Source organism: Actinomadura sp. SCN-SB (assembly GCF_043906805.1).
GTDB lineage: Bacteria > Actinomycetota > Actinomycetes > Streptosporangiales > Streptosporangiaceae > Spirillospora.
In genome coordinates, this window is record NZ_JBIMPP010000009.1 from 97,714 (window position 1) to 120,269 (window position 22,556).

Genomic DNA, 22,556 nt, shown 5'->3' on the forward strand with positions numbered 1-22,556 from the left:
CAACACAATGCTGTGATGCAGGCAACAACCGCTCGCGAACACGGTTCGGACGTCCCGGCGCGGCCGGGGGAGCACGCCGTCGAGATCCGGGCCCTGTCGAAGCGCTTCCGCCGTCGGGACGGCACCGTGGTGCCCGCCATCGACGAGGTGGAACTCCTCGTCGAGCCCGGTGAGATCGTCGTGCTGCTCGGACCGAGCGGCTGCGGGAAGACGACCCTGCTGCGGTCGGTGGCCGGCCTGGAGACCCCGGAGAGCGGCCGGATCAGTGTCGGCGGCCGGGTGGTCTTCGACGCCGCGGAGAAAGTCGACATGCCCGCCGAGCGCCGCGGGCTGAGCATGGTGTTCCAGTCCTACGCCCTGTGGCCGCACATGACGGCGGCGCGCAACGTGCGCTACCCGCTGGAGAACCGCCGGGGCCGGCGGATGTCGCGCAAGGAGATGGCGGCCAAGGTCCAGCGGACGCTGGAGCTGGTCGGCATGGGCGGGCTGGGCGAGCAGTACCCCGCCCAGCTCAGCGGCGGTCAGCAGCAGCGGGTGGCGCTCGCCCGCGCGCTGGTGAACGACTCGGACGTCGTCCTGTTCGACGAGCCGCTGTCCAACGTCGACGCGAAGGTCCGCGAGCAACTCCGGACCGAGCTGCTGGCGACGCAACGCCGCCTCGGGTTCACCGCCCTGTTCGTGACGCACGACCAGGGCGAGGCGATGGAGCTGGCGACGCGGATCGCCGTCCTCGACCAGGGCCGGGTCCAGCAGATCGGGACGCCGACCGAGGTGTACGCACGGCCCGCGACCGAGTACGTCGCCAAGTTCATCGGGAACACCAACGAGCTGTCCGGTACGTGGGACGAAGCCTCCGGCTCGTACACCACGGCCCTCGGCGCCGTCCGCGCGACCAAGCGGGGGATCTCGCCGGCGTGCCTGCTGTGGCGCCCCGAGCACTGCTCGCTCCACCGTGAGCGGCCCACCTCCGGCAACGGCCTGGAAGGCAGGGTCGTGGCGGTCCTCTATCTCGGGACCCACACCGAGTACCTGGTCCGCTCCGGTGACGTCAGGTCGCGGGTCTGGGTCAGCGGCCGGAACGTCGACTTCCAGGAGGGGGACGACGTCTGGATCGGCATCCCGGAGGAAGAAGTGATGGTCTACCCGACCGGCGCCGAGGTATCGGCGTGACCACGACCACCGGCATCGCCCCTCCCGCCGACGCGCGGCGGCGTCGCGCCGGCCGTCGGCTCCCGACCAGCTTCGACCTCGTCGCCCTCGTTGTGGCCGGAGTGCTTCTCGTCCTGGTCTGCTTCCCGTTGCTGCGGGTGCTCGTCCGCATGTTCTACAAGGACGGTCACCTCACGTTCGAGGCGATCTCGAAGACACTGGCGGTCGACGACCTCGGCGAGCTCCTCTTCGACACGCTGGTGGTGGTGCTGGGCAGCAGCGTGCTCGCCGTGCTGGTCGGCTCTCTGCTGGCATGGGCCAACACCCGGACCAACGCGCGGCTCGGATTCCTCAACGGGGTCTTCCCGTACCTCCCCTTCCTGCTCCCGCCGATCGCGGGAGCGGTGGGCTGGACGATGCTGCTCTCGGAGAAGGCCGGGCTGCTCAACGCCTGGGCCCGGGACGGTCTCGGCGCGGTGGGCGTCCACCTGGAGACCGGGCCGTTCGACATCAACAGCTGGTACGGGTTGATCTTCGTCTACACCGTGTACGCCGTCCCCTACGTCTACATGACCGTGTCCGCGGCGATGCAGGGCTTGGACGGCAACCTGGAACAGGCGTCCCGGGTGAGCGGCGCCGGTGCCTTCAAGACGCTGCGCAGGGTGACGCTGCCGGCCCTCGCCCCCGCGCTGGGCGCCGGATTCCTGCTCAGCACATGGTTCGGCTTCGGGATGTTCTCGATAGCCCAGATCATCGGGACGCCGGCCGGCATCGACATGATCCCCGTGCGCATCGTCAAGCTGCTCACCTTCAGCTACCCCCCGAACGAGGACGTCGCGATCGGCCTCAGCGTCATCGTGGTGCTGTTCGTCGGGGCCGCGTACTACACGCAGTACCGCATCCTGAAGAAGTCCCGGTTCGCCGCCATCAGCGGCCGGGCCGACCAGCACACCGTCACGGACCTGGGCAGGTGGCGGCACCTCGTCCGCTCCGGAGTCCTGCTCTATGTGCTCGTGACGACCGTCCTGCCGATGGTCGGGCTCTTCGTGGTCTCCCTCAACGGGTACTGGACGTCGAACATCCAGTGGACCTCGCTGAATTTCGACGCCTTCCGCGTCGCGTTGTTCGAGGACCCCAAGACCCAGGAGGCGTTCGTCAACTCGATGACGCTGGGACTGGTGGGCGGTGTCGCCGGCATCCTGGTGGCGGCGATCGTCTCCCTCTATGTCGCGGCCCGGCGCGCCAACCGGATGGTCCAGGGCATGGACGCCGCGATCAAGCTTCCGGCGTCGATCTCGCACATGGTGATCGCCGTCGGCATCCTGCTGTTGCTCGCCGGCGAGCCCTTCGACCTCGGCGGCACGTGGCTCATCCTGCTGCTCGGATATCTGGCGCTGTACCTGCCGCAGGCGTCCATCGCCGCCGACGCGGCCGTGGCCACGATCGGGAAGGAACTCGGCGAGGCGTCCCGGGTCAGCGGCGGCGGGCGGTGGAAGGCGTTCCGCAGGATCGATCTGCCGCTCATGCTGCCCGGGCTCGTCGGCGGGTTCGCGTTGCTCTTCGTCCGGATCGTCGGCGACCTCACCGCCTCGGCGATCCTCTCGGGCACCGGCAACGTCGTCGTGGGCTTCCGCATCCTGGAGGTCTTCAACGGTGGCTCCTACGCCACCCTGGCGGCTCTCTCCTCGGCGCTGGTGGTCGTCACCGGCGTGATCCTCGTGGTCGTCCTCTGGCTTTCCAAGCGCATCGGTGTGGCCAAGACGCGCTGATCCCACCCCGGAAGGAACGCAATGAAGAAGATTCTCGCGGCCTTGGCGGCCGCAGCGGCCCTGTCGCTCACGGCCGGCGGCTGCGGATCCGGCTCCGGCTCGTCCGACGTCAAGCCCGCCACCAACCTGGACGCGGAGACCAAGAAGCTCGTCGCCGAGGCCAAGGCCGCCGGCAAGGTCACCCTGTACGGAATGATCGAGGAGTCGGCGCTGCGCAAGATCGCCTCCGCCTTCGAGGCCCGCTACGGCGTCAAGGTGGAGAGCGTCCGGCTCGTCTCCGGCGACCTCTCGCAGCGGTTCTCGACGGAGGCGTCCAGCGGGAAGAACGCGGCCGACCTCATCATGCTGACGGACTCGCCGTTCTACGACGACGCGTTGAAGAAGGGCTGGATCACCTCGTTCGCCGACGTCGACCTGCCCCCCATGGCCGATGAGCTGCCGAAGAAGGACTACGCGCACGACGGGGCGACGCCCATCGTGTCGTTCGTGCCGACCAAGCTCGTCTACAACACCGACGCGGTGGACCGGGCGCCCACGGACTGGAAGACCTACGCGGATCCGAAGTTCAAGGGCAAGGTCCTGCTGGCCGAGCCGGACTCGTCACCGGCCGATGTCGCCTTCTGGAGCCTCATGCGCCAGACGTACGGCGACGGGTTCCTCCGGCAGATCGCCGCCAACAGCCCGAAGGTGTCCGGTGGCGCCGTGCCCGGGACCCAGGCCGTCGCCGCGGGCGAGGCCGACCTCGGGTTCCCGGGTGTGGACCCGGTCGTCGCCGCGCTCAAGAAGCGAGGCGCCCCGGTCGATCTGGTGGCGCCGAGCCCGACGACCGGGCCCGAGATCGGCCTCGGCCTCGCCACCAACTCGCCGAACCCCTCCGGTGCCAGGCTGCTCGCCTCCTACCTCATGAGCAAGCAGGGCAACCTCGACCTCAACAAGACGGCGAAGCAGATCTCGCCCTTCGATCCCGGCGCGATGAAGGGGTTCACCCGTGTCAGCGAGATCGAACTCAGTACTCCCGCGGAGCTGAAGACCCTGCTCGGCCTGCGCTGATTCCACCAACGAAAGGTAGACGTGCAGCACGATCGCACCACCTCCGGCACGCGACCCGACGGTGAGGACTCGGCCGCGGCCGAGTCCCGCCGCCAGGCCCACGACTTCGACTCCCAGCCGCCTGAGGGTTTCGACAGCGCCCATCAGGTGTTCCGTGACCTCCGGGCCGAACACCCGGTCGCCCGCTGTCAGGACTTCGGCGGATTCTGGGCGATGCTCGGCTACCACGAGCTGCTGGAGGTCATCACCGACATCGATCGGTTCACGACGACCAAGCAGAACGCCATCCCGAAGTTCGCCTTCACCGGCGTGCGGCCACCGCTCCACCTCGACCCGCCCGAGCACACCGGCTATCGGCGCGTCATCAACCGGTTCTTCACCCCGCCCCGGATGCGCCGGCTGGAGCCCGCGGTACGCCGTTGTGTCGTGGAGCTCCTGGAGCCCCTCATCGCCCGGGGAAGCGCCGACGTCGCCCGGGAGTACGCCCAGCAACTCCCGGCGCACGTGTTCGCCGAGTTCTTCAACCTCTCGGTGAGCACCAGCATCGAGATCAAGAAGGTCAGCGGTGTCTACGTCGACGCCATCCAGGTCCTCGACCACGACACGGTGAAGCGGCTCAGCCGCCGTCTGTACGAGATCGCCCAGGACATCATCGACGAACGCCTGGAGGGCGGGTACGACCCCGACGAAGACCTGACCATGGCCCTTCTCGAAGCCCGGCACGACGGCGCGGGGCTGCCGGGCGACATGGTCCTCGGCTGCGTGCGCCAGCTGATCGTGACCGGCATGGTGGCGCCGAGCGTGTTCATCGGGAACATGTTCGTGCACCTGAGCCGGGACCGGGCGCTGCAAGAACATCTCCGGAGTCACCGCGAGGACATCCCCGCGGCCGTGGAGGAGTTCCTCCGTCTCTACAACCCCTACCGCGGGATGGCCCGCACGGCACGGCGGGACACCGTCGTGGGCGGACAGCCGATCAAGGCCGACGACCCCATCGCGCTCGTCTACACCGCCGCCAACCGTGACCCCCGCGTCTTCGACGAGCCGGACGAGTTCGTGCTTCACCGGCCCAACATCGCCGACCACATCAGCTTCGGGCGTGGCACGCACTCCTGCCCCGGGGCGCCGCTGGCACGGATGATGTTCCGGATCACCCTGGAGGAGGCCCTGGCGCGCAGCGCGTTCGATCTGACCGGAGACCCGGGCATGGCCAAGTGGGCCGAGTGGGGAACCAACTACGTGCCACTTGAGTTCATCGCCCTCTGAGAGGCGCCACGGGATCGCCGTGCCGCGGCTGATTCACGGCGGAAGGCGCAGACCGGCCCTGAGCCCTCCCCCATGAGGGAGGCTCAGGGCCGGTCAAGTGTAGAGGGCTTAGGGCCGGTCAGGGGTAGTAGCGGTAGACGACCTGAGCGACGCAGACGGGCTTGTCGGTCGCGTCGCATTCGATCGTGGCGTCGACCACGGCCTGTACTCCGCCGCCGGCGACGTCGGTGATCTCCTTGATGGTGGCGGCGAGGCGGACCTTGGAACCGGCCGGTACGGGAGCGGGGAAACGTACCTTGTTGAGGCCGTAGTTGACCGCCATGCCGATGCCCTCGATGCGGAGGAGCTCGCTCCACATCGGGATGAGCAGGGACAGGGTCAGGTAGCCGTGCGCGATCGTGCCTTTGAACGGGCCGGCCTTGGCGCGTTCCACGTCGACGTGGATCCACTGGTGGTCACCTGTGGCGTCGGCGAAGGTGTTCACCCGGTCCTGGCTCACCTCGATCCATGCGCTGTGCCCGAGGTCCTCGCCCTGCTTGGCCTTCAGTTCGTCGATGCCGTTGACGGTGATCGCCATGGGTGTCTCCTTCGCGGGTTCACGGGCTCTTGACGGTCCGGCCGGGGTCGGTGGGGGCCGGGATGCCCACGCTCTGGGGCTCGCGGCCCACGCCGTTGTGCCAGCAGGCCGCGATGGCGTCGGCGTCCCAGCCGCCGTCGCGATAGGCGCTCGCGATCTCCCGGGGATGCGACCACAGGGACAGCCGGTCGCCGCCGATCCCCACGCACTGGCCGGTGACGCCGGCGGCTTCCGCGGACGCGAGGAACACCACCAGGCCCGCGGCGTCCTCGGGCGTGCCGAAGCCTTCTCCCTTGCGGAGCCAGGCGGGGAAGCTCTGCCCGGTTTCGCGCCATGCCTGGATGTGCGGGGCGAAGGCGGGGATCGTCTCGGTCATCGGCGTCGCCGCCACCGGGATGATGGCGTTGACGGTGATGCCGGCCTTGGCGCATTCCATCGACCAGGTGCGGGCCATGGCGGCGATGCCCGCCTTCGCGGCCGCGTAGTTGGTCTGCCCGAAGTTGCCCCGCTGCCCCGCCGGTGAGCCGACGAGGATCAGCCGGCCGCCCTCGCCGCGCTCGCGCATGTGGACCACGGCCGCGCGGGCGCAGGTGAAGGTGCCGCGCAGATGCGTGTCGATGACGGCGTCGAAGTCGTCGTCGGTCATCTTCCACAGCACCTTGTCGCGGAGGATCCCGGCGTTCGCGACCAGGATGTCCAGTGCCCCGTACGTCTCGACGGAGGTGGCCACCAGCCGCTCGGCGACCTGGGCCGATCCGACGGCGCCGACCGCGGCGGTGGCCTTCCCGCCCGCCGCGCCGATCTCCTCGACGGCCCTGGCGGCCGCCTCGCCGTCCGCGTCGTTGAGGATCACGGAGGCGCCCGCCGCGGCCAGCGCGGCGGCGTAGGCGCGGCCCAGGCCGCGGCCGCCTCCGGTGACCAGTGCCACTCGTCCGGACAGGTCCATGGTCGTCCCTTCATGCGCGACCCACTGGTCACGGCGGCTGGCTATCATTATTCATGTCGATCGTCATGAATAATGACATCATTCAGAAGGGTAGGCTGTCAAGGTGACGAAAGACGCGGTGGACGGGCTGGAACCGGCATTGGAGGGCGAGGTCCGGCTTCCACGAATGCAGCAGGGCCAGCGGCCACAACACTTGCTCGTGACCCTTCTAGGGGATTATTGGTTCGGCCGTTCGGAACACCTGCCCTCGGCCGCGCTGGTGGCCCTGCTGGGCGAGTTCGGCATTACGCAGGTCGCCGCCCGCGCGGCGTTGAGCAGGCTGGCCAGGCGAGGGCTGCTGGACACGTCCAAGGAAGGGCGGCGCACCTACTATGCGCTGACCGCGCGCGCGTCGGCGGTGCTCGGCGACGGCGTCCAGCGCATCATGTCCTTCGGGACCGGGACGCGGAAATGGGACGGTGTTTGGCGGGTCGCCGTCTTCTCCGTTTCCGAGGACAGGCGGGATCTCAGGCATGCCGCGCGCAGCAGGCTGCGGTGGCTGGGCTTCGCGCCGCTTTATGACGGTGTGTGGGTATCGCCCCATGACGTGGCCGCCGAGGCCGCGAGCACCCTGGCCGACCTGGGGGTCGCCAATTACAGCGTGCTGGCCGCCAGCGTTCCGCCGGGTATACCGCAGGGCCTGAACCCCCTGGCCGCGTGGGATCTCGAGGAACTGCGCGCCGGCTATGACCGGTTCGTGGCCGAGCGGGAAGGGCTGCTCGAACGCGCGCTGAGCGGCACCATCACCGTGGCGGAGGCCCTGGTGTGCCGTACGGAGATCATGGACACCTGGCGGCACTTTCCCAATCTCGACCCGGAACTGCCGACGGAACTGCTGCCCGCCGACTGGCCGCTGAAGCGGGCCCATGACCTGTTCGCCCAACTGTACGACCATCTCGGCCCGCTCGCGGAAATCCGCGTACGGCAGATCGTCTCGCGTTTCTCGGCGGATTTGGGAGGGCTCGTCCGGCACCACACCACCCGCTCCGTCCTCGCCAGAAGTGATCACGGCTGAGCCCTTTCGTTGCAGCCCTCCTTGCCGTCGTTAGAAGAAATGTCACCTTCAGTACTTGTAAATGGTGTTGCAGGGCGGTGACGCGACAGGCCCGTACGGTGCCGTGTCGAGCCACTTGCCCAGGGACTCGTCCTCTGCGGCACCGGCGGCGGCCTCCTCCAGCCTCGTCCTCTCCTCCGGCCCCGGGCGCAGATGCGCCAGCGCCGTCCCCGCGGCGTCGCGGTTGTAGAGGCCCGCGCGGCGGCGGGAGATCGAGAAGTCCTCGACGGCCGCGCGTGCGCGCTCGGCGGTCGTGGACGACAGCGCGAGGTGGATCGCCGCGGCGGCCGAGTCGGCGTCGGCCACTCCCGAGTTGAGCCCGCGCGCTCCGAAGGGGGCGAACAGGTGCGCGGCCTCGCCCACCAGGAGCACCCTGCGGTGCGCGTCGGTGTAGTCGGCCGCGACCATCTGCAGGAACTGGTAGGTGGAGGCCCATCTGACCCGTTCGGCGTAGGAGGCCGGCATGATCGCGCGCAGCCAGGTGTCGAGGCCCTCGCCCTGGCTCAGCTCGTCCGGATCGTCGTCGTCATGGAGTTGCAGATCGACGCGCCAACCCCCGGCGAAGGGCACGAGCAGGACGTTGCGGCCCTCCACCCGCGGATGGGCGTAGTGGAAGATGCGTTCGGTCGGCAGGGGGTTCGCCTCGTCCTCTTCGGTGTCGATGACGATGTACCAGCCGTCGGAGCGATCGCCCTCCATCTCGATTCCGAGCGCCTTGCGCACCGAGGAGCGGGAGCCGTCGGCTCCGATCACATAGTCGGCGGCCCATCGCGCGCCCGCCCTCGTCGTCAGGGTGACCCCGTCCGCGTCCGAGGAGACCCCGGTCACCTCCTGGTTCCAGGCGAACTCCACGCCGGACGCCCGGCACGCTCGCAGCAGGATCCGTTCGGTGTCCACCTGCGGCAGGCTGGTGAACGGAGCGAGGGTTCCCGGCGGCGGAGGGGGATAGGTGCGCGCGAACACCTCGCGCCCTCCGTAGAAGGTCCGCTTGGTCTGCCAGACCAGGCCGTGCGCGTCCAGATCCGCCGCCAGCCCGGGGGAGAGCCGGTCCAGGATCTCCAGCGTGGCCTTGTGGACGAAGATCGCCCGGCTGCCCGGGCGCGGCCTGTCCTCGGCGCCCGACTCCAGGACCGTGACCGGACGGCCGAAGGCCCTCAAGGCCAGGGCCGCGGTCATCCCCGCCGGGCCCCCGCCGACGACGATGACGGGCCGTCGAGCATGGTCTTCGGTTGAAGGGCTCATTCCAGGACCTTTCTCAGTGAGGCTGCTCAGCGGTGCTGATCGGGCCGGTTCGGCTCGCGCGGTCGGCTCGCGGTTCAGGGCGGGCTCACGATGGCGAGCGCGTCCAGCGCGAGGGGGCCGTCGGGGGTCAGCCGCAACGGGTTCACTTCGATCTCCTTGAGATCGCCGCACGAGACCAGCAACCGGGCGACCGTCATCAGCGTCTCTCGGACGGCCCCCGCGTCCACCGGCCGGTGGCCTCGGTGGCCGGATGCCAGCGCCCGCGGGAGTTCCCGCACCATCGCGTCGGCGTCGGCGTGGCTCAGCGGGGCGAGCCGGAGGACCGGATCGGGGTGCAGTTCCGCGTCGACGCCCCCGACTCCCAGCAGCACGACCGGTCCGAACGCCGGGGTCCGCATCCCCCCGACGATCAGTTCCACGCCGCGCGGGGCCTGCCGCTCGACGAGGTAGCGCGCCGGCCTGCCGAGGCGGTCGGCCAGCGCGTCCACGGTGTCCAGCGCATCGATGAGCTCCGCCCGCGAACCGACTCCCGTCACGACGCCGCCCTGGTCGGACTTGTGGGTGAGCGCGGCGTCCAGGATCTTGACCACGACCGGAGGGCCGAGCTGGTCGAAGGCACGTACCGCCGCCTCGCGGTCGTCGCAGGCTCTGCCCTCCGGAACGGCCACCCCCGCGCCCGACAGCAGCTCCTTGGCCTCGTACTCGTCCAGCGGACCCGGGCCGATGGTGCGCACGGGCGGTGGCTCGGCGAACGAGCGAGGTGCCGTGCCCAGCCTGAACCGTGCCTGGGAGTCGGCCACCAGAGCGCGGACGGCCTGCGCCACCCGGTCGGGTGAGCGGTACAGCGGCACGTTCACGGCGGACAGGTCGGCCTGCCGCCGGTCGAGCGCGTCGCCAGGCCCGCCACTGCCGAACAGGATGGGCGGGTTCGCTTCCTCGCGCACTTCGCGGATCGCCTCGACCGGATCGAACGCGTCCGGCTCCTCCAGCGCGTACACGGCCAGGACGTCGATGCCGGGATCGGCGGCCGTCTCCGCCAGGACGCGCCCGAAGGTCTCGGCGGGACGCCCGGTGTCCACGGGGTTGGCCTGGTAGGTCAGCGGGGGAAGCAGGCGGGCGATGCCGGAGACGGTCTCGGCGGCCAGTTCGGGGACGCCGACTCCGGCGGCGCGCAGGGCGTCGGCGATGATCAATCCGGGCCCGGCCTGACCGGTCACGACCGCCACTCCGGGGTCGCGGCGCGGGGACGCCCGGTGCGCGGCCAGGGCGCGCATGGCGTCGACCATTTCGGTGGGACCGTCCACCACGACCGCCCCGGCCTGTGCCAGCGCCGCCCGTGTGAGCGAGAAGTCTCCTGTGAGGGCTCCGGTGTGGGACTTGGCGAAGTCGCCGACGTCGGCGCGGCCCACCTTCAGGGCGACGACGGGTTTGCGTGCCGTGAGCCGCGCCAAGGCTTCGCAAAGGGCCCGGCCTGCGGTCACGCCTTCGATGTGCAGTCCGACGACCCGGGTGCCGGCGTCCTCCGCCAGGTGATCGAGCACGTCGGCGTGGTCCACGTCCACGGCGTTGCCCAGCCCGACGCCGAGGCTGATCCCCAGCCCTTCGGACGCGGCGAGGAAGCACAGCGACAGGTTGACCCCGCCGCTCTGCGCGACGATCGCCGCCGGGCCCGCGGGCAGACCGGCGACCGCCGGCAGGAAGCCGGCCGGTACGCCGTCGGCGGCGTTGACGAAGCCGGAGGTGTTAGGGCCGAGGATCCTCATCCCATGGGCGCGGGCTATGGCGGCGACGTGGTCCTGGAGCGCCGCGCCCGCGTCGCCGGTCTCCGCGAACCCGCCCGAGCACACGACCGCCGCCCGCGTCCCGGCGCGGGCGCAGCTCTCCAGCGCCGCGGGAACGGCGGCCGCCGGGACGGCCAGCAGCGCGAGATCGACCGGGCCGGGGATCTCCTCGGCCGACACGTAGGCGGGACGGCCGGAGACCTCGCCGCCGCGGACGTTGACGGGGTAGACCTCGCCCGTGAAGGACGCGAGCGCGCGCATCATCGCGTACCCGGCCTTGCCCGGTGTGGACGAGGCCCCCACCACGGCCACCGAGCGCGGCCGGAAGAGCCGATCCAAAGTCATGGGCGGCGCTCAAGTACGGCCGCCGGGGGGAAGGCGATGGGGATCACTGGCCACCTCTCAGACGACGCGGGGAGCGGTCGGCCGCTCTCCAAATCGGGCGAAACCATATCGATCGAAACGAATAGTGTCTAGTGTCTGTCGGGCCAGGTGGAGATGGAGCGGCCCAGGCCCGATCCCTATACTTCGGCCGGTGGGCGAGGCGGTGCGGGGCGGAACGGGGCAGGGCGTGAACATGCCGCGCATCCAGGCGGGCGCCCATCCGCAGCACCTGCTCGCCACCCTTCTCGGCGACTACGACTTCGCCGAGCGCGACCTGGTCCCCTCGGCGGCGATCGTGCGCCTGCTGGCCGAGTTCGGGGTGACCAGCGTGAGCGCCAGGAACACGTTGAGCCGCCTGGCCAAGCGCGGTCTGATCGAGCACGTCCGGCACGGACGCAAGATGTCCTATCGGCTGACGGCGGAGGCCAAGCGGATCCACGGCGCGCGGCTGGCCCACTTCCTGCGGTTCGGCGCCGCTCCCGTGCCCGACACCGGCACGTGGACGACCGTGGTCTTCTCCCTGCCCGAGGGGCAGCGGGACCGCCGCCGGATGCTGCGTCTCCGGCTCCAGGAAGCCGGTCTGGCCTCGCTGTTCGACGGCGTCTGGATCGCGCCGGGCGATCGCTGCGAGAAGGTCGCCCGGATCCTGGAGGAGCTGTCGGCCGGCGAGGCGGCCGCGCTGATGGTCGCCGAGTTCGCCTCCTCGACCTTCGGCGGCCGGGATCCCGTCACGGCGTTCGACCTGGACGGGTTGCGAGCCGGGTACACCGAGTTCGTACAGCGGTACACACCGCTGCTGGGCAGGGTTCGCGCGGGAGAGATCGCGCTGGCCGAGGCCCTCGTCCTGCGTACGGAGCTGATGGACGCCTGGCGTCTCTTCCCCGACGCGGACCCGGGACTGCCGACGAACCTGCTCCCGGCCGACTGGCCGCTGCCGGCGGCGCGGGCGGTGTTCGTGGAGATCTACGACACGCTCGCGCCGCTGGCCGAGCTGCGCCTTCGCTCCCTGATGGAGCCGTATCTCGGCGAACAGGCCAACCGCATCCGCGCCTACAGCCCCAGTGACCTCCGGCCCGCGAAGGGCGGTGCGGCTCCGCCGGCCGGCCGCTAGCGGGGCGGACCCGCGCGGTGGCGCCGGGTCATGGTGAGCGGCGTCGTCACGGGTCCGAACTCCAGCCAGTTGAACATCTCGACCTCGCCGGAGAGCTCGAAGGACGCGGTGCGCTTGAGCAGTTCCTCCAGTGCGACCCGCAGTTCGATGCGGGCCATCGGCGCGGCCACGCAGGTGTGGGCGCCGCGTCCGAAGGCGATGTGCCGGTTGGGACGGCGGTCCAGCCGGAAGGTGTGGGGGTCGGTGAAGTGGTCCTCGTCCCGGTTGCCGGAGGGGAAGATCAGGGCGACCGCCTCGCCCTTCTTGATGGTCCGGTCGCGGATGGTGGTGTCGCGGGTGGCGGTACGGGCGAACACCCGATAGGGGGAGTAGAGCCGCAGGAACTCCTCCAGGGCGACGGGCAGCAGATCGGGCCGCGCGCGCAGCCGCTCCTGGAGGCCGGCGTCGCGGGCCAGGTGGACGGCGCAGCTTCCCAGCACGGCGTGGGGCGCGCCGGTCGCGGCCACGATGATCTGCCGGATGGTGGAGACGACGGCGCGCTCGGTGATCGGTTCGTCGGGGTCGCGGGTGGCGGCCAGCAGGGCGGCGACCATGTCGGTCTCCGGGTCGCGGTCCTCCGACGTGACCAGCGCGAAGATCTCCTCCGCGACGACGTACAGCTCGTCGCTGGTGGCCTTGATCCGCTCACGGTCCATGTCCTGGATGGCGAAGCTGTAGCGGATGCCGATCTCGCGGGTGCGCAGCATCAGGTCGAGCGGCAGGCCGAGCATGGCGGCGAACGCGCCGGCGGCGTAGGGCAGGGCGAACTCGCGGGAGAAGTCACCGCCGCCCCGTGCCAGCATCGCCTCCAGCAGGTCGCCGGCCAGCTCGCGGAAGCGGGGTTCGAAGCGGCCGACGACGCTCTTGCGGAACACCTGGTTGAGGGGCCTGCGGTAGCGGCGGTGTTCGGGCGGGTCGATGTGCAGCGGCGGGCGGCGCTCGGCGCGGGGGATGCCGGGGACGGTGTTCTGGATCGAGGTGATGAAGCCGTCGGCGTCCTCGGTGACGCGCACGATGTCGTCGTACTTGAAGACCGACCAGAAGCCGCCGAACGCGTCGCTCCAGGCCACCGGGCAACGGCCGCGGATCTCGGTGTACTGGAGGTGCGCGCTGTCGAAGGTCTCGGGCCCGCGCGGATCCCAGTCCGCGATACGGTCGGCGGTCATCTCGTCATCTTCCATGACAGGTCGTCCTTCGGGGATCGAGGGCCGCGGTCATCGTCACCAGCGGTGATGACGCAATAGATGTCATTTACATGGTCGCAAGTCTCTATTAATGTCACAAGTATGACCGTGTGCGCCCAACCTGTCATGTCCGCAGGCCCGCTTTCTCCGGCCGTTTCGCGGTACGGGGGTGTCCGGTGACCGGCCGCTCGCCGTCCGGGCGTCCGCTCGCGGGACGCGTCGTGCTCGACCTGACCACCGCGCTGGCCGGGCCCTACGCGACGCTGCTGCTGGCGGGGCTGGGCGCCCGGGTGATCAAGATCGAGAACCCGGCGACGGGTGGCGACCCGGCCCGTGGCAACGCGCCCTATCTCGGCCGGGACGGGCTGAGCCTGGCCCGCCGCCACGACGACGACGTGTCGGTGTCCATGCTGCTGCGGGGGCGCGGCAAGGAGAGCGTGAGGCTGAACCTCAAGCATCCGGGGGCGCGCCCCGTCTTCGCCGATCTGGTCCGGCGGGCCGACATCCTGGTGGAGAACTTCAGCCCCGGCGTCACCGACCGCCTGGGCATCGGCTTCGCGGACGTGCACGCGGTCAATCCCCGGCTGGTCTACACCTCGATCAGCGGCTTCGGCGCGCAGGGCGGCGGGCCCGGGACGGGCAAGGCGATGGACGCGATCGTCCAAGCGCTGAGCGGGGTGATGGCGACCGCCGGGACCGAGGGCGAGGGGCCGGTGCGGTTCGGGCTGCCGATCGGTGACCTGCTCGCTCCGCTGTACGCGGTCATCGGCACGCTCACGGCGGTCATCCAGGCCGACGCCACCGGCGTGGGCCAGCACGTGGACGTGTCCATGCTGGGCGCGCTGACCTCCCTGGTGGCCTGTGAACCGTTCGACGCCTACCAGGCGGTGGGATTGGAGCAGCGCACGGGGGCGACGGTGCCGAGGCTGGCTCCCTTCGGGGTGTTCGAGGCCAAGGACGGCTGGGTCGCGCTGTGCGCGCCGACCGACCCGTTCGCCGAAGGCGTGTTCGCCGCGATGGGCGTGCCGGAGGCGGACTGGAGGGAACGGTTCGGCGACCGGGACGCGCGCGTCGCGCGGGCGGGGGAACTGCACGGCCTGATCGCCGACTGGACCAGGGCGCGTCCGCGGGCCGAGGTGGTCGAACGGCTGGCCGGCCATGGTGTGCCCGCCGCCGAGGTGCGCGACCCGGTTCAGGCCGTCCAGGACCCGACGGTGCGGGCACGGGAGGAGGTCGTCCCGATCCGGCATCCTCGCTACCCGGACGCGGCCGAGCTCTCCGGGACGGGCCTGCCGATCCGCTTCTCGCATGCCGAGACCGGGTTGAGCGATCCACCGCCCGGCTTCGGCGAGCACAACGAGACCGTCCTGCGTGACCTGCTGGGCTACGACGACGCGCGGATCGCCGAGCTGAGCAGGGACGCGGTCATATGAGCGCGCTGGACACGCTCACCGCCCACTACACCGGGCGCCTCGCCGCCGAGCGCCCGGCCCCGGCCGTCGGGTACCTGGGCGCGGACACCCCCGTCGAGCTGATCACGGCCGCCGGCGCCCTGCCGGTGCGGCTCTTCGGCGATCCCGCGGAGAGCGCTGAGGACGGGGACCGTTACCTGGGCCGCGGAGTGGATCCGGCCGCGCGTTCCGTCCTCACCCGGATCCTCACCGGGGTCTGGGACGGGCTCGATGCCCTGGTGGTCTCGCGTGACTGCGAGGCGTCGCTGCGCGTGTTCTACGCCTTGCGCGAGTTGCGCAGGACCGAACCGGACCGCGCGCTGCCGCCCGTCCACCTGGTCGACGTGCTGCACTTGCCGCACCAGACCACCACCGCCTACAACGTGGTGCGGCTGGGCGAGTTCCGCGACCGGCTGGCGTCCTGGACCGGACGTCCGATCGGCGGTGAGGCCATCGCCGCCGCCATCGGTGCGCACGACGAGTGCCGGCGGCTCCTGGCCGAGGCCGCCGAGCTGCGGCGCCACGTCCCGGCACGGCTCACCGGCACCGAATGGCTGGCCGTCGTGGGAGCGGGCACCGCCATGCCGGTCGAGCGGTACGCCGGACTGCTCGAACGACTGCTCGCCGAAGCCGGCGAGCTGCCCCGGCATCACGGCACCCGGGTCTTCCTGACCGGCAGCGGGCACGACACCCCGCACGTCTACCGGCGGCTGGAGTCCTCCGGGTTCCTCATCGTGGGCGAGGACCACGACTGGGGCGACCTGCTCTTCGAGCGCCTGACCGGCACTCCGGCCCTGGAGGCGCTGGCCGAGCGCTACCAGTACAACGGCCCCTCGGCCCCGCGCGCCTCGATCCGCGTCCGCGCCGCGCACACCGCGCGGGCCGTGCGCCGCTGCCGCGCCGACCTGCTGGTCTCCTACTCCCGCGTCCACGACGACGCGCCCGCCTGGGACTTCGCCGCCCAACGGGACGCGGCGGGGGTCCCGGCCGTCCTGATCGACCGGCAGCCGTACGGCGAGATCGACCTGACCGCCCTGGAGGACCACAGATGACGGGTGACCGGCTCGCCTCCGCCGTGGACGCGTCCCGCTACCAACGCGAGTGGTTCCGGCGGCTGCGCGCGGAGGCGGGAGAGGGGCGTCCGCTGGCGCTGGTGAACGCCGACGCCCCGCAGGAGATCTTCCGCACCATGGGCATCCCGTACGTGGTCAACCAGTGGTGGGCCTCGATCGTCGCCGCCAAGCGGGAGACCGGCCGCTACCTGGCCCTGCTGCGCGACCACGGGTATCCCGACCACACCGAGCAGTACAGCGCGACCTCGCTGGCCTCGCTGTTCGAGGACGATCCGGACGCGGCGCCCTGGGGCGGGCTGCCACGCCCCACGATCGTGCTCGGCGAGACCACCGGCGACACGTCCCGCAAGGTGTTCGACGTGTGGGACCAGCAGCCGGGCATCACCTACTACCCCCTGGAGAGCGCCGCCGAGAACCACGTCCCCCCGCAGTGGTGGGAGCTGATGCCCTACCAGTGGGAACAGGCCATCGGCACCGCCCGCCTCGACCTGATGACCGCCGAGCTCCAAGGCTTGATCCGCTTCCTGGAGACCACCACCGGGCTCGTCTTCAGCGACACCCGGTTCCGCGAGGTCATGGCGCTGATCAACGAGCAGGAGGAGTGGAACCGCCGCACCCGGGACCTGATCGCCCGCGCCCGTCCCACCCCGTTGCGGGTGGCCGACGGCATTCCCAGCGTGATGATCCCGCAGTGGCATCGCGGCACCGAATGGGCCCGTGACGCCGCGCGGCGCTTCCACGACGAGGTTCGCGAACGCGTCGACGCCCGCACGGCGGTCTGCCCGGACGAGCGCGCCCGGCTGATGTGGATCGGCCGCGGGCTGTGGTTGGACATGGACCTCTACCGGGCCTTCGAGGAGCGCCACGGCGCGGTGTTCGTCTGGTCGATGTACCTGGCCATCGCCGCCGACGGCTACATCCGGTACGGCGACGACCCGCTGCGCGCCCTGGCCGCCTGGTTCGCCGCCTTCACCGATCAGCTCTACACGCCCCCGTGGTCATCGGAGTGGTACGTCAAGGAGGCCCGCCTGCACGGCGTCGACGGGGTCGTCCACCTGATCGAGGACGACGCCCGCGGCGGCTACTTCACCACCCAGGCGCTGCGCCGCGCCGGCATCCCCGTCATCGAGATCCACGCCGGCAACGTCGACGCCCGTACCTACGACAGAGCGGCCATCACGGACCGGATCGAAGGCTGGCTGGAATCGGAGGTCCTGCCGAGGGCGGAACGAGCGGAGGCCCCGCGATGACCGACGGGAACCCCAACGCCGCCCGGGAACCGGTGATCGACGGATCGGTGCCCGACGCCACCGCCGCCTACGACGAAGCGCGCACGGTGCCCGATCGCGCGGACGGACGTGTACGGGGACATCTGGGTGATGCTCGGTCGTGAACTCGTCGAGCGGGTTCGGGGCGCCGATCTCGATGAGATGTCAATAACCATGACTGTCGTTAAGGTAAGTGAGGACAATGCGATCCTCGCCCGACCGGAGGGAACGCCATGAGGGTCACGGTGGACGTCGATGTGTGTCCCATGCAGGCCATCGCGATCGACGGATAGCCCGGCGGGTCCGTGACCGGCCTTCAGAATCTTCGACAATTCATTGACGCTACTCAACGAAGGTGTATAACTTCACGCCATGAGGCTCTCCACGGTCGCGATACCCCTCGGCCACGCCTGGACCTCGCCCTTCGTGCGCTGGCAAGGGCCCCTCTCCGAGCTGAACTCCATCGACCTGGCGGTCGACGTGACCGCCAGGGCACTGCGCGAACGGGGCCTCGATCCCGAGTCGATCTCCTTCGCCGCGCTCGGGTCGACGGTGCCGCAGCTCGGCTCCTTCTACCTGGTCCCCACGTTCACCGCCCGGCTCGGAGCCGCCGCGGTGACCGGTCCCGCCATCGCCCAGGCTTGCGCCACCTCGGCGGCGACGATCCAGGCCGCCGCCGTCCAGGTCGAGACCGGCGCGCACGATATCGCCCTGGCCGTGGCCACCGACCGCACCAGTAACGGCCCCACGCTGCTCTACCCGGCGCCGTCGCGTCCGGGCGGGGCGCCGTTGACCGAGCACTGGGTGCTGGACCCCATGGCACGCGACCCCGCCACCGGCCAGTCCATGCTGGACACGGCCGAGAACGTCGCGGCCGAAGAGGGCATCTCCAGGGAAGAGCTCGACGCCGTCGCGGTGCTGCGTTACGAGCAGTACGTGGCCGGCGAGGACGTGCGCAAGCGCTGCCAGGTGCCGGTGCGCGTACCCGGACGCAAGTCCGCGACGGTGATCGAGGCCGACCACGGGGTGCGTCCCACCACCGCCGAAGGACTCGCCGGGCTCAAGCCGGTCAAGCCGGGCGGTGTCGTCACCTACGGCACCCAGACCCACCCCGCCGACGGCACGGCGGGCATGGTCCTGACCACGCCGGACCGGGCGCGGGACCTCAGCGGGGAGGGGATCGCCGAGCTGCTGTCGGTGAACTTCGCCCGGGTGGAGGCCGCCCGGATGCCGAAGGCCCCCGTGCCCGCGGCGCTGGCCGCGCTGGCCGACGCGGAGGTGAAGCTCGATGCCGTGGACGCGGTGGTCACCCACAACCCGTTCGCGGTGAACGACGTCTACTTCTCGCGCGCGACGGGCTTCGCCCTGGACAGGATGAACGTGGCCGGTTCCAGCCTGATCTACGGGCATCCGCAGGGCCCCACGGGCGCGCGGGCGGTCGCGGAGCTCATCGAGATCCTGCGGGCCAGGGGCGGCGGCGTCGGGCTGTTCACCGGCTGCGCCGCCGGGGACACCGCGGGAGCGCTCGTCCTGCGCGTGCGGGACTGACCCGTGACCGGGACAGGTCCGGACCCTTCCATATGAGACAGATTCCTTAGCGGGCGTCAATATCGCTGCGGACCGCCGACCTGGCGGGCACCCCCCGGAGGTGAGTGATGGACCTGTTCGCGGTACCCGAGACGCTGGCCGAACGGCGGGATGACGGCTCGGTCGTGCTGACCTCGGCCCTGCCGTTGGGGCCGTACTGGACGAACATGGTCGAGCCTTTCCGTGACACGGCCGTGGCCCATCCGGACCGGCTGCTCGCGGCCGACCGTGCCGGGGACGGCTGGCGGCGGGTGACCTACGGTGAGGCGGCGCGGCAGGTGGACGGGCTGGCCCAGGCCCTGCTGGACCGCGAGGCCGCCGGCCGCCCGGTGATGATCCTGTCGGGCAACTCCGTCGAGCACCTGCTGCTCACGCTGGCCTGTTACACGGCGGGGTCGCCGGTGGTGCCGGTGAGCACGGCGTACTCGTTGCTGGACGGCTCGCACGCCAAGCTGCGCCACATGGCCGGCCTGACCGAGCCCGCCGTCGTGTTCGCTGACGACCCGGACGCCTACCACGACGCGCTCGAAGTCGTGCGCGGCATGACCGGCGCCCAGGTCATCGCGGGTCGCGAGGAGTTCGCGCGGTGGGCGTCGACACCATCGACGGCGGCCGTGGCGGAACGGCTCGCCGCGCTGGACGGCGACACCGTCGCCAAGATCCTGTTCACCTCGGGCTCGACCGGGCTGCCCAAAGGCGTCATCACCACCCAGCGGATGCTGTGCGCCAACCAGCGGATGCTCCAGCGCATCTGGCCGTTCCTGAAAGAGGAACCACCGGTGATGCTGGACTGGCTGCCCTGGAGCCACACCTTCGGCGGCAACCACAACCTCGGGCTGGCCCTGGCCAACGGCGGCACCATCCACATCGACGACGGCCGTCCCGGACCGCAGATGATCGAACGCACGATCCGGAACCTGGCCGACGTCCACCCCACCGTGTACTTCAACGTGCCCGCCGGGTACGCCTCGCTGCTACCGCACCTGGAGGCCGACCGCGGCCTGGCCGAGGCGTTCTTCGCCCGGATGAGATTCGTGTTCTTCGCCGCGGCGGCCCTTCCGCAGCCCCTGTGGGACGGGCTGTCGAAGCTCGCCGCGTCGATGGGGTCGGCGGCGCCGATGACCACCGCCTGGGGCTGCACGGAGACCGCACCGGCCGCCACCTCCGCCTACTTCCCCTCCGGCCGCAGCGACTGCATCGGTGTCCCGCTGCCCGGGGTGTCGATCAAGCTGGCCCCGGTCGGGCCGAAGCTGGAGATCCGGGTGAAGGGGCCCTCGGTCACCCCCGGCTACCACCGGGCGCCCGAGGCGACCGCGGCGGCCTTCGACCAGGAGGGCTACTACCGCACCGGCGACGCCGTCCAGATGGTGGACCCGGACGACGCGGGGGCCGGGCTGGTGTTCGACGGCCGTATCAGCGAGGACTTCAAGCTGTCCACCGGCACCTGGGTCAGCGCGGGCACCCTGCGCGCGGCCCTGCTGGCCTGCTCGCACGGGCTGATCTCGGACGCGGTGCTGACCGGCCACGACCGCGACCACATCGGCGCGCTGTGCTGGCTCACCCCCGCGGTCGCCCGCGAGCTCGCCGGAACCGAGGAGGGCGTGGCCTCCTCGCGCGCCGTCCGGGACGCGCTCGCCGCCGCGCTGGCCCGGCTGAACACCGGCGTGACCGGCAGTTCCCGCCGCATCGAGCGGGCCCTGATCCTGGACGAGCCCGCCTCCCTGGCCGAGGGCGAGATCACCGACAAGGGTTACATCAACCAGCGCGCCGTCCTCGACCGCAGAGCACACCTGGTCGATCTCCTGCACACCGAACCCGTCCCAGAGGAAGTGATCCTCCCAGCGCCTCAGCTCGGCGGCTGAGCCGACGGCCGCCGCGGGCTCCGCGCGATCGCCCTACCGCTCGGGCTCGGTGGCCGAGCCGCGTAGCTCCGGTAGGTCACGGGAGCTGCCGGCGCGAGGTCCCGGGTGGTGAGGTCGTGGTCACCGCGCCAGCGACCCCAAGGGGCGCTGGTTCTGAAGGAGGACACCACTCCACGGCGACGTCGAGCCGCCATCCCGACGTGCCGACGCGGGCGACCGCCGGGTCCTCGTCAGTCGCTGAGCCGGACCCGGCAGGCCAGGTGCAGGGCGAACGAGATATCCGGATCGGTCAAGTCGGCGTCCAGCCGTTCGACGATTCTTCTGATCCGGTAGTTGACCGCGTTGGGGTGCAGCCGCAACCGGACGGCCGCGCCCTTCAGGGAGCCCCGGGCGTCGAGGTAGGCGCCGAGTGTTTCGATCGCCGTGGCCGCCCGGACCGGGCCGAGCTCGTCGAGGGGGGCGAGCAGGTCGTCGATCACGCGTCGGCTGAGCGGCGTGCCCGCGATGGCGGCGAGGACACGGTTGATGCCTGTGGCGTCGAAGACGTGCACGGACGCCCGGGAGCGGACGGCGATCTCCGCCGCGGCGCGCGCCTCCATGGCGGATTCGCGCAGCCCGTCGATGCCCCGCCGCGCGGTGCCGATCCCGAACCGCGGCACCATGCCCGGATGCTCGCCGGCCATGGCCTCCCGAAGCGACGCGATCATCTGGTGGGCGCGCCCCTGCATGATCTCGGTGCGGGCCGTCCCCACCACCACGATGTCGGCCGCGAGCCGGGCCAGATTCCACGATTCCCCGGGGGGATGCTCGAACTGGTGGGTGTGCAGGGCGAGGGTGTCGAACAGCCGCCGCTGCTCGGTGAGTTCCCCGGGGTCGGCGCCCGCGGGACGTTCCGACGTCATCCAGATGACGATGTGCACGTCGTCGACGGCCAGGCCGAGCATGCGGGCCCGATCGGCCAGCAGCCCGGCCTGAACGCGCTCGGCGACGATCAGCTCGGTGAGGATGTCGGAGCGGGTCTGGCCCGGGGCGGTCTCGCGCGCCAGCGCGGCTTCCTTGAGTCTGCCGATCGCCGCGGCCACGGCCGGCAGCACCAGCCGTACCGCGTCGTCGGGCGGGCCGATGACGGTGCCGTGCCGCCGCCCGGCCACCCATATCGGCTCGCCGGCGGGTTCCTCGCCGGCGGCCTCGGTGATCGTCAAGGTGTGGCCGAGCGCCGCGCCGACCCGCTCCAGCAGTTCGGCCGGGTCGCCGTCGGAATCGCGCTGCTCACGCAGGATCCCCAGCGCCGCTTGGGCCTGCGCGAGTGTGTCCGCGGCCTCGCCGCGGATGGTCTGGTCCAGCCAGAGCACGACCTCGGCGACGTCGCAGCCCGCCTCCGTGCTCAGCACCGCCAGCCGCGCCCGCTCGGCCAGCCGGGTCGTGGTGATCGGCAGCGGGCCACTGCCGATGAGCACCAGTGCGGGCAGCCCGCGGTCGGCGGCGGTCCTGATCGCGATGTCCATCTGGTACGCGGCGGCGTTCAACGCCCGGCCGGTGACGACCGTGAGCGCCCCCGAGGGGGCGTCCTTCAGACCCTCCAAGGTCTCGACCGCGGTCACGGAGGTCAACGGCGCGGCGTCCGGAGGGCCGGCGAGGAGGTTGACGGTGATCCGAGCCCCAGAGCGGAGTAGATCGGACACATAGGGCATGGGTCCGATTGTGTCATCAGCACAATCGGCGGC

At 71.0% G+C, this 22,556-nt stretch carries 18 protein-coding genes; 12 read left to right on the forward strand and 6 right to left on the reverse strand.

What is annotated here, in order from left to right:
• Positions 1–15: 15 nt before the first annotated feature.
• From ACGWYJ_RS08360 to ACGWYJ_RS08375, 4 genes are read left to right on the forward strand one after another with little or no spacing between them, the layout of a single operon-like run.
• Positions 16–1,170 (forward strand): ABC transporter ATP-binding protein, encoded by a 1,155-nt coding sequence (locus tag ACGWYJ_RS08360; protein ID WP_395105101.1) that lies wholly within the window; start codon positions 16–18, stop codon positions 1,168–1,170.
• Positions 1,167–2,918 (forward strand): ABC transporter permease, encoded by a 1,752-nt coding sequence (locus tag ACGWYJ_RS08365; RefSeq protein WP_395105102.1) that lies wholly within the window; start codon positions 1,167–1,169, stop codon positions 2,916–2,918. Before ACGWYJ_RS08360 ends, ACGWYJ_RS08365 begins: the two co-directional genes overlap by 4 nt.
• Before the next feature lie 21 nt (positions 2,919–2,939).
• A complete protein-coding gene (locus ACGWYJ_RS08370) occupies positions 2,940–3,968 on the forward strand; it encodes an ABC transporter substrate-binding protein (RefSeq protein WP_395105103.1) in 1,029 nt (342 codons plus the stop codon).
• Between the two features lie 21 nt (positions 3,969–3,989).
• A complete protein-coding gene (locus ACGWYJ_RS08375) occupies positions 3,990–5,234 on the forward strand; it encodes a cytochrome P450 (protein WP_395105104.1) in 1,245 nt (414 codons plus the stop codon).
• Positions 5,235–5,352: 118 nt separating this feature from the next.
• Here the strand turns inward: ACGWYJ_RS08375 and ACGWYJ_RS08380 are convergent, their stop codons facing one another.
• Positions 5,353–5,811, reverse strand: a complete 459-nt coding sequence (locus ACGWYJ_RS08380) for a MaoC family dehydratase (RefSeq protein ID WP_395105105.1) — start codon at positions 5,809–5,811, stop codon at positions 5,353–5,355.
• A 19-nt stretch (positions 5,812–5,830) separates the two neighbouring features.
• Complete coding sequence (locus tag ACGWYJ_RS08385) at positions 5,831–6,757, reverse strand: SDR family oxidoreductase (protein WP_395105106.1); 927 nt, start codon at positions 6,755–6,757, stop codon at positions 5,831–5,833.
• Positions 6,758–6,860: 103 nt separating this feature from the next.
• Between ACGWYJ_RS08385 and ACGWYJ_RS08390 the strand changes: the two genes are divergently transcribed.
• A complete protein-coding gene (locus ACGWYJ_RS08390; protein WP_395105107.1) occupies positions 6,861–7,811 on the forward strand; it encodes a PaaX family transcriptional regulator C-terminal domain-containing protein in 951 nt (316 codons plus the stop codon).
• A 48-nt stretch (positions 7,812–7,859) separates the two neighbouring features.
• Here ACGWYJ_RS08390 and ACGWYJ_RS08395 read toward each other — a convergent pair whose 3' ends face one another.
• Positions 7,860–9,092, reverse strand: coding sequence for an FAD-dependent oxidoreductase (locus tag ACGWYJ_RS08395; protein ID WP_395105108.1), 1,233 nt, complete (start codon positions 9,090–9,092; stop codon positions 7,860–7,862).
• Between the two features lie 74 nt (positions 9,093–9,166).
• On the reverse strand, positions 9,167–11,218 hold the full coding sequence (locus ACGWYJ_RS08400; protein ID WP_395105109.1) for an acetate--CoA ligase family protein: 2,052 nt from the start codon (positions 11,216–11,218) through the stop codon (positions 9,167–9,169).
• A gap of 190 nt (positions 11,219–11,408) precedes the next feature.
• Between ACGWYJ_RS08400 and ACGWYJ_RS08405 the strand changes: the two genes are divergently transcribed.
• Entirely contained in the window at positions 11,409–12,368 is a 960-nt protein-coding gene (locus tag ACGWYJ_RS08405; protein WP_395105110.1) for a PaaX family transcriptional regulator C-terminal domain-containing protein, read from the forward strand.
• On the opposite strand, the gene ACGWYJ_RS08410 is transcribed toward ACGWYJ_RS08405, so the two are convergent.
• Positions 12,365–13,588 carry a cytochrome P450 gene (locus tag ACGWYJ_RS08410; protein WP_395105111.1) on the reverse strand — a complete coding sequence of 408 codons (1,224 nt, stop codon included), beginning with the start codon at positions 13,586–13,588 and terminating at the stop codon, positions 12,365–12,367. The two genes, ACGWYJ_RS08405 and ACGWYJ_RS08410, sit on opposite strands and share 4 nt — an antisense overlap.
• A gap of 179 nt (positions 13,589–13,767) precedes the next feature.
• On the opposite strand from ACGWYJ_RS08410, the gene ACGWYJ_RS08415 reads away from it, so the two are divergent.
• From ACGWYJ_RS08415 to ACGWYJ_RS08440, 6 genes are all read left to right on the forward strand, one after another.
• Positions 13,768–15,024 (forward strand): CaiB/BaiF CoA transferase family protein, encoded by a 1,257-nt coding sequence (locus tag ACGWYJ_RS08415; RefSeq protein ID WP_395105112.1) that lies wholly within the window; start codon positions 13,768–13,770, stop codon positions 15,022–15,024.
• Positions 15,021–16,094 carry a 2-hydroxyacyl-CoA dehydratase gene (locus ACGWYJ_RS08420; protein WP_395105113.1) on the forward strand — a complete coding sequence of 358 codons (1,074 nt, stop codon included), beginning with the start codon at positions 15,021–15,023 and terminating at the stop codon, positions 16,092–16,094. The genes ACGWYJ_RS08415 and ACGWYJ_RS08420 overlap by 4 nt, the downstream gene beginning before the upstream one ends.
• Complete coding sequence (locus ACGWYJ_RS08425; protein ID WP_395105114.1) at positions 16,091–17,365, forward strand: 2-hydroxyacyl-CoA dehydratase; 1,275 nt, start codon at positions 16,091–16,093, stop codon at positions 17,363–17,365. Before ACGWYJ_RS08420 ends, ACGWYJ_RS08425 begins: the two co-directional genes overlap by 4 nt.
• Positions 17,362–17,508, forward strand: a complete 147-nt coding sequence (locus tag ACGWYJ_RS08430) for a hypothetical protein (protein WP_395105115.1) — start codon at positions 17,362–17,364, stop codon at positions 17,506–17,508. Before ACGWYJ_RS08425 ends, ACGWYJ_RS08430 begins: the two co-directional genes overlap by 4 nt.
• Positions 17,509–17,755: 247 nt before the next feature.
• The gene (locus ACGWYJ_RS08435; RefSeq protein ID WP_395105116.1) at positions 17,756–18,931 is read left to right on the forward strand and encodes a thiolase family protein; all 1,176 of its coding nucleotides are present in this window, start codon (positions 17,756–17,758) and stop codon (positions 18,929–18,931) included.
• Between the two features lie 107 nt (positions 18,932–19,038).
• Positions 19,039–20,832: a feruloyl-CoA synthase gene (locus ACGWYJ_RS08440; protein ID WP_395105117.1), complete on the forward strand. Its 1,794-nt coding sequence runs from the start codon at positions 19,039–19,041 to the stop codon at positions 20,830–20,832.
• A 230-nt stretch (positions 20,833–21,062) separates the two neighbouring features.
• On the opposite strand, the gene ACGWYJ_RS08445 is transcribed toward ACGWYJ_RS08440, so the two are convergent.
• A complete protein-coding gene (locus ACGWYJ_RS08445; RefSeq protein WP_395105118.1) occupies positions 21,063–22,523 on the reverse strand; it encodes a PucR family transcriptional regulator in 1,461 nt (486 codons plus the stop codon).
• Between the last annotated feature and the right edge of the window lie 33 nt (positions 22,524–22,556).